General features: G+C 69.1%; 10 protein-coding genes. All 10 read left to right on the forward strand.

Annotated features, from left to right (window positions below):
• Positions 1 to 103: 103 nt before the first annotated feature.
• From ftsH to panC, 10 genes are read left to right on the forward strand one after another with little or no spacing between them, the layout of a single operon-like run.
• Positions 104 to 2170, forward strand: a complete 2067-nt coding sequence (gene ftsH / locus LQV45_RS11870; RefSeq protein ID WP_223914706.1) for an ATP-dependent zinc metalloprotease FtsH — start codon at positions 104 to 106, stop codon at positions 2168 to 2170.
• Between the two features lie 9 nt (positions 2171 to 2179).
• Positions 2180 to 2824: a GTP cyclohydrolase I FolE gene (gene folE / locus LQV45_RS11875; RefSeq protein WP_230007204.1), complete on the forward strand. Its 645-nt coding sequence runs from the start codon at positions 2180 to 2182 to the stop codon at positions 2822 to 2824.
• Between the two features lie 11 nt (positions 2825 to 2835).
• Positions 2836 to 3777, forward strand: coding sequence for a dihydropteroate synthase (folP, locus tag LQV45_RS11880; RefSeq protein WP_230007205.1), 942 nt, complete (start codon positions 2836 to 2838; stop codon positions 3775 to 3777).
• A 13-nt stretch (positions 3778 to 3790) separates the two neighbouring features.
• Positions 3791 to 4150, forward strand: coding sequence for a dihydroneopterin aldolase (gene folB / locus LQV45_RS11885; RefSeq protein WP_230007206.1), 360 nt, complete (start codon positions 3791 to 3793; stop codon positions 4148 to 4150).
• Positions 4147 to 4716 (forward strand): 2-amino-4-hydroxy-6-hydroxymethyldihydropteridine diphosphokinase, encoded by a 570-nt coding sequence (gene folK / locus LQV45_RS11890; RefSeq protein WP_230007207.1) that lies wholly within the window; start codon positions 4147 to 4149, stop codon positions 4714 to 4716. Before folB ends, folK begins: the two co-directional genes overlap by 4 nt.
• A complete protein-coding gene (locus tag LQV45_RS11895) occupies positions 4713 to 5237 on the forward strand; it encodes a DUF3180 domain-containing protein (protein ID WP_223914701.1) in 525 nt (174 codons plus the stop codon). The genes folK and LQV45_RS11895 overlap by 4 nt, the downstream gene beginning before the upstream one ends.
• Positions 5218 to 5730, forward strand: a complete 513-nt coding sequence (locus tag LQV45_RS11900) for a PH domain-containing protein (RefSeq protein WP_230007208.1) — start codon at positions 5218 to 5220, stop codon at positions 5728 to 5730. Before LQV45_RS11895 ends, LQV45_RS11900 begins: the two co-directional genes overlap by 20 nt.
• Positions 5731 to 5748: 18 nt before the next feature.
• Positions 5749 to 7347, forward strand: coding sequence for a PH domain-containing protein (locus LQV45_RS11905; protein ID WP_230007209.1), 1599 nt, complete (start codon positions 5749 to 5751; stop codon positions 7345 to 7347).
• Positions 7340 to 8260 (forward strand): Rossmann-like and DUF2520 domain-containing protein, encoded by a 921-nt coding sequence (locus tag LQV45_RS11910; protein WP_230007210.1) that lies wholly within the window; start codon positions 7340 to 7342, stop codon positions 8258 to 8260. The genes LQV45_RS11905 and LQV45_RS11910 overlap by 8 nt, the downstream gene beginning before the upstream one ends.
• Before the next feature lies 1 nt (position 8261).
• On the forward strand, positions 8262 to 9164 hold the full coding sequence (gene panC / locus LQV45_RS11915; protein WP_230007211.1) for a pantoate--beta-alanine ligase: 903 nt from the start codon (positions 8262 to 8264) through the stop codon (positions 9162 to 9164).
• Positions 9165 to 9390 lie beyond the last annotated feature (226 nt).

A 9390-nucleotide genomic window follows, 5' to 3' on the forward strand; every position in this document is an offset into this window, starting at 1 on the left:
AGGTAGTGCGACGGTGTATAGCTAGAAGCTGACGCAGCACCACACGCGCGCAGACCGGTCGCCGTGCAGCACTACCAGGAGGGACGGGGCCAGCCCCGAACAGATGAAAGCTAAGAGTTTCTTCAAGGGCCCAGGCATCTGGATTGTCGTCGTGGTGGCCATGCTGCTGCTGGCATTTGCCACGCTTGCGCCGGGCGGCGCCAGCCGGATCGACACCGACAAGGGCCTTGAGCTGCTGACAGCCGGCGGCAAGGTTGAACAGGCCAAGATTTTTGACGCCGAGAACCGGGTGGACCTGGTCCTGAAGGACAACCTTCAGGTCGACGGGCAGGACAAGGGCAAGAACGTCCAGTTCTACTTCGTCAACGCCCGCGCCCAGGACGTCGTCAAGGCCGTCACGGACTCCAAACCGTCCGGCGGCTTCACCGACCAGCCGATCGAAAACAACTGGTTCTCCGGGCTCTTCTCCCTGCTGGTGCCCGTGCTGTTGCTCGGCGTCCTGTTCTGGTTCCTGCTCTCCCGGATGCAGGGCGGCGGGTCCAAGGTGATGCAGTTCGGCAAGTCCAAGGCAAAGCTCGTCAACAAGGACATGCCCCAGGTGACCTTCAGCGATGTCGCCGGCGCCGATGAGGCCGTCGAGGAACTCGAGGAGATCAAGGAATTCCTGCAGGAACCTGCCAAGTTCCAGGCCGTTGGCGCCAAAATCCCCAAGGGCGTGCTGCTCTACGGCCCTCCGGGCACCGGCAAAACCCTCCTGGCCCGCGCGGTTGCCGGCGAGGCCGGCGTACCCTTCTTCTCCATCTCAGGCTCCGACTTCGTGGAAATGTTCGTCGGCGTGGGTGCCTCCCGTGTCCGCGACCTCTTCGAGCAGGCCAAGTCCAACGCGCCGGCGATCATCTTCGTCGATGAGATCGACGCCGTCGGCCGGCACCGCGGCGCCGGAATCGGCGGCGGCAACGACGAGCGCGAGCAGACCCTCAACCAGCTGCTGGTGGAAATGGACGGCTTCGACGTCAAGACCAACGTCATCCTGATTGCCGCCACGAACCGCCCCGACGTCCTGGACCCCGCCCTGCTGCGCCCGGGCCGCTTCGACCGGCAGATCGGGGTTGAGGCCCCCGATTTGATCGGCCGCGACCAGATCCTGCAGGTGCACGCCAAGGGCAAGCCGATGGCTGCCGGCGTCGACCTCAAGGCTGTTGCCAAGAAGACCCCCGGCTACACGGGCGCGGACCTGGCCAACGTCCTGAACGAGGCCGCCCTGCTGACGGCCCGGTCCAACGCCAACCTGATCGATGACCGCGCCCTCGACGAGGCGATCGACCGCGTCATGGCCGGCCCGCAGAAGCGCAGCCGGGTCATGAAGGAACACGAACGCAAAGTCACCGCGTACCACGAAGGCGGCCACGCCCTCGTCGCGGCTGCCCTGCGGAACTCCGCCCCGGTCACCAAGATCACCATCCTGCCCCGCGGCCGTGCCCTCGGCTACACCATGGTGGTCCCGGAAAACGACAAGTACTCCATCACCCGCAACGAACTGCTCGATCAGATGGCCTACGCCATGGGCGGCCGCGTCGCCGAGGAACTTGTCTTCCATGATCCATCCACGGGCGCGTCGAATGACATCGAGAAGGCCACCGGGATCGCCCGGAAGATGGTCACCGAGTTCGGCATGAGCGAACGGGTCGGGTCCGTGCGCCTCGGCCAGGGCGGCGGCGAGCCGTTCCTGGGCCGCGACGCCGGCCACGAGCGCAACTACTCGGACCAGATCGCCTACATCGTCGACGAGGAAGTGCGCCGCCTGATCGACGGTGCCCATGATGAGGCCTACGCCATCCTGACCGAAAACCGGGATGTCCTGGACGAGCTGGCGCTGGAACTGCTCGAACGCGAAACACTGAACCAGGCCGAAATCGCGCAAATTTTCACCAACATCCGCAAGCGCGACTTCCGCGACGTCTGGCTCTCCAAGGAGACCCGCACGCTCCAGACCGCCGGCCCGGTGGAGTCACGTCGCGAAAAGGCGGAGCGTGAAGCCCAGGAGGAAGCCACCCACGCCCGGCTCGAAGAGCCCTTGGATGCCCAGCCCCCGCATGCCCAGGGCGTCGGCGGGCAGGAGTCCTTCCAGGGCGGTGCAACAGATATCGGGACTGATGGTCATCCCGGCTAGGCTTCTTCTGTGACTTCTAACTTCGACGACGACGTTCCCGCTCCCGCCGCTGCTTCGGCGGGGGACGGGGGAGCCCCGCATTCAAAGTCCAAAGTGGACCGCCCCAGGATCGAGGCGGCAGTACGGGAAATCCTGCTGGCGATCGGTGAGGACCCGGACCGCGGCGGCCTCATTGACACCCCGAAGCGGGTGGCCAAGGCCTACGTGGAAATGTTCGCAGGCCTGCACCACGACCCCGCCGAGATCCTGGCCACCACCTTCGACCTCGAGCACGAGGAACTCGTGCTGGTCAAGGACATTCCGTTCTATTCCACCTGCGAGCACCACCTGGTGCCGTTCCACGGGGTGGCGCATGTGGGCTACATCCCGTCCCACGACGGCAAGGTCACGGGCCTGAGCAAGCTGGCGCGCGTGGTGGACATGTTCGCCAAGCGCCCGCAGGTCCAGGAACGCCTGACCACCCAGATCGTCGAGGCCCTCGTTACGCACCTCAATCCGCGTGGCGCGATCGTCGTCGTCGAATGTGAACACCTGTGCATGTCCATGCGGGGAATCCGCAAGCCCGGCGCCAAGACCGTCACCAGCGCAGTGCGCGGGCAACTCCATGACCCGGCCACCCGTGCCGAAGCCATGAGCCTCATACTCGGAAGGTAAGAACACAGACCATGGACTCCCTAGCTGCAGCCCCGGGCACCGGCCCCGCCACTTCGCCCCTGCCCATCCTGCGCAAACCGCGCCCGGCGGCGAAGTTCCAGGACCTGCCCACGGACCGGACACTGGTGATGGGAATCCTCAACGTCACCCCTGATTCCTTCAGCGACGGCGGAGCCCACGCGACGGCGGACACGGCGATCGCGGCCGGGCTGCGGATGTTCTATGCCGGGGCGGACATCATAGACGTCGGCGGCGAGTCCACCCGCCCGGGCGCCACGGCAGTCGGCGCTGACGAGGAACAGCGCCGGGTCCTGCCGGTCATCGAGGCCCTGGTCAAGGCCGGCGCCCTGGTCAGCATCGACACCACCCACGCCGCGACGGCTGCCGCGGCCCTGAAGGCCGGCGCCGCGATCATCAACGACGTCTCGGGCCTGACCATGGAACCGGAAATGGCCGAACTCGCCGCCCGCACCAAGGTCCCCTACATCCTCACGCACCGCCGCGGCGACGCCAGCACCATGAACTCCCTGACGGACTACCGTGACGTCGCCGGGGAAGTCGTGACCGAGCTCGCCGGCGTCCGCGACAAGCTGTACGCCGCCGGGGTCGCGCCGGAACAGATCATTGTGGACCCGGGACTGGGCTTCGCCAAGAACGAGGGCCAGAACTGGGAGCTCCTGCAGCACCTGGATGTCCTGCAGGCCATGGGCCACAAGGTCCTCGTCGCCGGCTCACGCAAACGCTTCCTCGGCAGCCTCCTGACCGTGGCCGGCAAGGCCGCCCAGCCGGTTGAACGCGACGCCGCCACCGCCGCCATGACCGCCATCAGCGCCTTCCGCGGCGCCTGGGCTGTGCGCGTGCACGACGTCGGCGCGAGCCTGGACGCCGTCAAGGTCGCCGCCCGCATGGTTCCCCCGGCACCGGCCGGTTCCGCCCACGCCGGCACCAACTGATCCGGCCGGCACCATGGATCAGATCACGCTGAGCGGCGTCACCGCCGTCGGCCATCACGGTGTGTTCGATTTTGAGCGCCGCGACGGGCAGCCCTTCGTCGTCGACGCGGTGCTGCACCTGGACTTCAGCAAAGCGGCCGCTTCCGACGACGTCCTGGACACCGCGCATTACGGCGAGGTGGCCAACTGCATCCGGGACTGGATCACGGGTGAGCCGCTGAACCTGATCGAGGCCCTCGCGGTGCGGATTGCCGAGGACATCCTGCAGAAATTCGCCGTCGACGCCGTGGACGTCACCGTGCACAAGCCCAAGGCCCCGATCGAAGTCGACTTTGGCGACGTCGCCGTCAGCGTGCACCGGAGGCGGACGTGAGCCCGCTCTACACCCGTGCCGTGATCGCGCTCGGCAGCAACCTGGGGGAGCGCAGCGACACCCTGTCCGCCGCCGTCGCAGACCTCGTCGACCCGCCGGAGGTGCGCCTGCTGGCCATCTCGCCGATCGTCCAGACCAAGGCCGTGGGAGGCCCGCCGGACCAGCCCGACTTCCTGAACATGGTGATTGCCGTCGAGACGTCGCTGCCGCCGCGCGGGCTGCTCGAGCACTGCCACGACGTGGAGCAGAAGCATTTGCGCGTGCGCGAGGTCCGGTGGGGGCCGCGGACCCTGGACGTGGACATCATCACGTACGGGGATGTGGTCAGCTCCGATCCCGAGCTCACCCTGCCCCACCCCCGGGCCGCGGAACGGGCGTTCGTGCTCTATCCGTGGTCGCTGATCGATCCCGCTGCGGAGCTCAACGGCGAACGCGTGGGCGACCTCGCGTCGAAAGCCGCCGATTTCGCCGGCCTTGCCACCTTTGACGGCTTCCAGAACCCCGCCGCAGCGGAAGTCACTGCCACGGAGATCACCGGCGTGCCCGGTGCGGCGGAGCGGCCGTGAAGCTGACCAGCCCCCTGCTCCTGCTGGCCATCTGCGTGGTCCTGGCCGTGGCCGGCTGGTTCGCCACCATGCTCTCCGGCCGCTACGGCCTGGCCACCCCGGTGCTGCCGCTGACGGGCCTGGTGACCATGGGCGTGATCGTGGCCCTCACGCTGGTGCTGGGCATCCGCGTGCTCCGGTGGCGCAACGGCAAGAAGAAGAAAATCCTCAACCCCATCCTGGCTGCCTGGACCCTGGTCCTCGCGCAGGCCTGCGCCTACACCGGGTCGGTCCTGCTGGGCTGGCACGCGGGAATCGTGGTGGAGCAACTGCGGCTGTGGAACCTGCGCAGCAACCAGGAGATCACCTGGCAGGCCCTGGCCATGGCTGGCGGCGGACTGATCATGGTGATCGTCGGGCTCGTCGTCGAGCGGTTCTGCCGGATTCCCCCCGAGGACGGCGACGCCGAATCCCGGCCCGGCGTGCAGGGAAAGCGCAGCAAGCCCTCGGCGGAAGGCGAATATGCCTACCGAAGCGATTGATCCTCCGGGCATCGACTGGCTCCGGGTGTCCCCGAAGTACGTCACGGTGCGCCTCGCGGGATGGGCGCTGGGAACCCTGGTCGCGGTGGCCCTGCTGTCGCTTCCCCTAATCCTGGTGCTGACCGGCGTGTGGACCTGGCTGCCTGTCTGGCTGGCCGTCGCCCTGCCCGCTGTCGCGCTGCTGCTGGCCCTGTGGCGGCTCGCGCTGATTCCCCGGCAGGTGCGCTCGATCGGCTACGCCGAGCGTGATGATGACCTCCTGATCCGGCGCGGCATTTTCTTCCAGCGCACGCTCGTGGTTCCTTACGGGCGGATGCAGTACGTCGACATCGCGATGGGCCCGGTCGAACGCCAGCTGGGCCTGTGCACTCTGAAACTGCACACCGCGGCCGCCGCGACCAGCGCCGAGATTCCCGGGCTGCCCGCGAGCGAAGGCGCCAGGCTCCGCGAACAACTGTCCGCCCGCGGCGAAGCCCGGCTGGCCGGGCTGTGACGGGAAGGCCGTGACGGGATGGCGCTGACACCGGAGGATGCCGGACGCGCCGCCGACGGAACCGCCGTCGGCTCCGGTATCGAAGGAACTGCCGACGCCGGCTGGCTGCGCGTGCACCCCGCGTCGCCCTTTGTCCGCGGCTGGGTGGCGCTGGCTGCACTGCTGTTCTTTTTTGGACGCGACAGTTTCGAACGGTTCCTGCAGGGCGGCCCGCTTTTTGACGAGCGGCTGGCCGGACGGGCGCCCTGGCTGCTGCTCGGCGGCGGCGCCCTGATTCTGCTGACCGTTCTCGGCTACGTCCTGAGCTGGTACTTCACCCGCTACCAGGTAGCCGGCGGCTACGTGCGCGTCAACACCGGTTTCCTGTTCAAGCAGCAGCGGCAGGCCAGGCTGGACCGGGTGCAGGCGATCGACGTCGTGCAACCCCTGCTGGCACGGATCTTCGGACTGGCTGAATTGCGGTTCGAAGTCGCCGACGCCGGCCAGTCCGCGGTGCGCCTGGCGTACCTGCGCGCGGACGAGGCCCGGCAGCTCCGCGCGACAATCCTGGCCCGAGCCTCCGGTGCCGCGGGCGGGAAGCCGGCGCGGGAGCCGGGAGACCCGGAGTCCGGAGAGCCGGCGGCCGCCGCCGTGGAAGCCCCCGAACAGGCCGTGCTCACCGTGCCGCCGCCGCGCCTGGTGGGCTCGCTGCTCCTGAGCGAACAAAGTGTCGTGATCCTGGCTGGCGGCATTGCCTCGGTGATGCTCTCCGCCGTCACGGAAAACCGGAACTTCACGGTCTTCCTGATCCCAGCCGCAATCGGGCTCATCGCCTCCTACTGGTCCTCGTTCAACAAGGGCTACAACTTCACCGCCGCCATTTCCCCGGACGGCATCCGGCTGCGCTACGGCCTGCTGGACACGCAGGCGCAGACCGTTCCGCCGGGCAGGATCCAAGCGCTGAAGGTCAGCCAGCCGCCGCTGTGGCGGATGTTCGGCTGGTACCGGATCCAGGTCAACGTGGCCGGCTACGGCCTGGCCGGCAGCGCCGGCGAAGGATCGGCCCGGACCACGCTGCTTCCGGTGGGATACCTCGGCGACGTCATGGACATCCTCTCCCTGGTGCTCCCGGATCCCGGGACCCAGGACCCGGTGGGGCTGTTCACCGCGGGGATCACCGGCCTCGCGGACCCTGCCGGGACCCCGGGCAGCGCAGCAGGGAAGGCCTCCGACGGCGGCTTCGTCACCAGCCCGCGCCGGGCCCGGTTCCTGGCGCCGCTGGGCTGGCGCCGCAACGGCTTCGCGGCAACGGAGTCCGCCCTGCTCCTGAGGTCGGGCCGCTGGTGGCGGAACTTCGTGGTGGTGCCGCACCAGCGCACCCAGTCCATGGCGCTCCAGCAGGGCCCGCTCGCCCGGCGGTTCCGGGTGGCCGACCTGGTCCTGCACACCACGGCGGGTCCGGTGGCTCCGCGGCTCATACAGGCCGGCCTCGACGAAGCCCGGGCCCTGTTCGATGCCCAGTCGGCCCGTGCCCGTGCCGCGCGCAAGCACCAGAAGAGCGAACACTGGCTGGAGCCGGCGGCCCAGCCGCCCGCACCACCCGCAGAAGACCACCAGGAAGGCCCGCATCATGGCTAAACCAGGACGCCTCGGCGTCGGAATCATTGGCGCGGGGAAGGTCGGAGCCGTCCTGGGGGCGGCGCTGCGCGGAGCCGAGCACGCCGTCATCGGGGCGTCGGCCGTTTCGGACGCCAGCAAAGAACGCGTCGAAACGCTCCTGCCCGGCGTCCCGATCCTGGACGTGCAGGACATCGTGGAGCGGGCCGAACTGGTCCTGCTCGCCGTCCCGGACGATGCCCTGGGCCCGCTGGTGAACGGACTGGCCAAGCTCGGCGCCTGGCAGCCCGGCCAGCTCGTGGCGCACACCTCCGGGCGCTTCGGCGTCGGGATCCTGCATCCGGTCCGCGCCGCCGGTGCCGTGCCGCTCGCGCTGCACCCGGCCATGACGTTCACGGGCATGAGCCTGGACCTCACCAGGCTCCTGGACTGCACCTTCGGCGTCACGGCCGACGCCGCGATGCTGCCGATCGCCCAGGCACTCGTCGTCGAAATGGGCGCCGAGCCCGTCGCGATCGCCGAGGCCGACCGCGTCCTCTACCACGCTGCCCTCGCGCACGGCTCCAACCACCTGGTCACGCTCGTGGCGCAGGCCTCGCAGCTGCTCCGCGACGTCGGCGTCGACGCCCCGGACCGGATGCTGGGCCCGCTGCTGCGCGCCACCCTCGAGAACGCCCTCGCCTCCGGCGAAACGGCCCTGACCGGGCCCGTGGCCCGCGGTGACACCGGCACGGTGGCCGCGCACGCCGGCGCCCTCCGCGAGTACGACGGCGGCGCCGCCGGCGATATTCTTGAGGCGTACCTGGCCATGGCCCGGGCGACAGCCCGCCGGGCAGGAAGCCGCGGACTGCTGAAACCGGAACAACTCGACGGCATCGAACAGGCGCTCGGCGGCCCCGGCGAGAACGGGACGCCCGCCCCGGAAGGACCCTGACATGGCAATCCAACTCGTCACCACTGCTGCCGAGCTCCGCGCCGCAAGCGCCCGGCTGCTGGCACAGAAAGGCGGCACGTCCCAGGGCCTCGTGCCCACCATGGGCGCCCTGCACGAGGGACATGCCCAGCTGGCCCGGACGGCCGTCGCCCAGAACGACGTCGTGGCGGCCACCATCTTCGTCAACCCGCTGCAGTTTGGCGAGGCCGCGGACCTCGAACGCTACCCCCGGACGCTCGACGCCGACCTCGCGCTGCTCGACGCCGAAGGGGTGGACCTGGCGTTCGCGCCGGGTGTTGAGGAGGTCTACCCCGGCGGGGCACCCCTCGTGCGGATCACGGCGGGACCCCTGGGCGAAAAATGGGAAGGCGCGTCCCGGCCAGGGCACTTCGACGGCGCGCTGACCGTCGTCGCGAAACTGCTCCACTACGGCATCCCTGGGGCCGGCGTGCCCGGTGGCGGCCAGCCCGCGTACCGCGCCTATTTCGGCCAGAAGGACGCGCAGCAGCTGGCCCTGGTCCAGCGCATGGTGGCTGACCTGAATTTTCCCGTGGAGATCGTGCCGGTGCCCATTGTGCGCTCGGCCGACGGCTTGGCGCTGTCCAGCCGCAACCGCTTCCTCTCCGAAGACCAGCGCGAGGCGGCCCTGGTGCTCTCCCGCGCACTGCGGCTCATCGAGGAGCGCGCCAACGCCCATGAGCCGCTGGACATCGAATCGGCGCAGGCCCTCGTCCGGTCCCAGCCGCTCGTGGAGCTGGACTATTTCGAGGTAGTGGATCCGCGCACCCTCGAGCCCCTCGCGGAGAACTGCCGGGACACCCCGTTCCGCGGCGAGGGGCTGGCGATCATCGCCGCCACGGTCGGCCCCGTCCGCCTCATCGACAACGTGCCCCTGAATTCCTAGCCCCCCAGCCCCACCACAAGCAACGCGGGGCCAGTTACGGCCCATGCCGCCGCCCGTCATGGGCCGTAACTGACCCCGCGTTGCTTTCGCGGTGACGGGAATGCCCCCGGGCCCTAGACTGTTGGAACCTGCAGCAGCGCCGACGCTCGCCGGACCCACACCAAACTCCCTGAGGGAATTCCCATGTCAACAGACGTCTCTTCCAACGCCTCTGGCGATCCCGCAC

This window comes from Microbacterium sp. Bi128, assembly GCF_918698205.1.